Genomic DNA, 984 nt, shown 5'->3' with positions numbered 1-984 from the left:
GCCGCCGTGGCGATTTCCACCTCGATCGATCCGGTCTCACCCTTGGCGGGCGTCCTGACCGGCGCCTTGTCGATATTGCCGCGCAGCACCAGATGCGGCTCCCCGATCAGCGCATGGGTCAGCGGATCGAAGAGCGCGCGGTGGATCTCCACCGGCGCATGGCGCGGGTCATAGCCCCGGATCGCCAACTGGGTCTCGGCCGCGATCTGGCTGAGCTGCACCCGCTGGCTGCGCACCTGAAGGCCGGTCTGCAGGCGGAGCGGATCGACGCTGAGCGCGGTCCCGGCCCCGTAATAGACGCGGGTCTCGCCGCCGATCACGAATTCCGCATGATCCGCGCCGGTCCAGAAGCCGATGCTCTCGGTGCCGCCGGTCGCACGGTTCCGGGCCGAGACCCAGACCAGCACATGCGCCAGCATCGGCCCGCGTGCGACGAAGTAATCGGCAGTAGCGGGGCTGTAATCACGCATTATCACCCCCCGTGAGCGAGCCTTGAAAGGCGTTCGTGGCCACCCGGATGGCGTGCTTCACCACCGCGTTCATGTCCGTGGCATCTGCCGTCACCATGGTCTGCACCAAAACCGGCCGCGCGGCCTGCGCCTCCAGAGCTGCAATGCGGGCAGATTGATCAGGGGCGGACATGTTGATCACCTCAGGGTCTGCACCCACCGGAACGAAGCCCCGGTGGTGAGGGTGTGGCGGCGGCGGCCGGGCTGGACGGATTTCGGGACGAGGATTGCCTTGCAGGCCGCGCGCGACAGGCTGACGGCGGTGCCGGTGACCCAGCCCGGCCGGATGTTCGGGCTGACCTCAAAATAGCCGGTGAGGCCCGAGGCATCCGCTGTTGCCGGGCTGGCGATCCGGTGCAAGGCATAGCGCAGCGGATTGGCGGCATAGGTAAAGGCCAGGCTGTCAAACCGGCGCAGCTGGTAGCCGGGTGTCAGACCGGAGATCCGAATCTCGCGATTGTTGGCGTGGACTGCT

At 67.3% G+C, this 984-nt stretch carries 2 protein-coding genes and 1 pseudogene; all 3 read right to left on the bottom strand.

Going from position 1 to position 984, the window contains the following annotated elements; genetic code table 11:
- On the bottom strand, positions 1-470 hold a 470-nt coding region (locus tag IE126_RS25560), incomplete at its 3' end, for a hypothetical protein (RefSeq protein ID WP_189383201.1).
- The gene (locus IE126_RS25555; protein WP_189383200.1) at positions 463-642 is read right to left on the bottom strand and encodes a hypothetical protein; all 180 of its coding nucleotides are present in this window, start codon (positions 640-642) and stop codon (positions 463-465) included. The genes IE126_RS25560 and IE126_RS25555, both read right to left, overlap by 8 nt.
- 5 nt (positions 643-647) lie before the next feature.
- Positions 648-984: pseudogene (locus IE126_RS25550) on the bottom strand (hypothetical protein); the annotation flags it as partial.

Origin of the sequence: Gemmobacter nanjingensis (assembly GCF_014652195.1) — a bacterium.
GTDB classification, from domain to species: Bacteria; Pseudomonadota; Alphaproteobacteria; order Rhodobacterales; family Rhodobacteraceae; genus Gemmobacter; species Gemmobacter caeni.
Note: the sequence above shows the minus strand (reverse complement) of the source record. Positions and strands in the feature narration are given on the sequence as shown.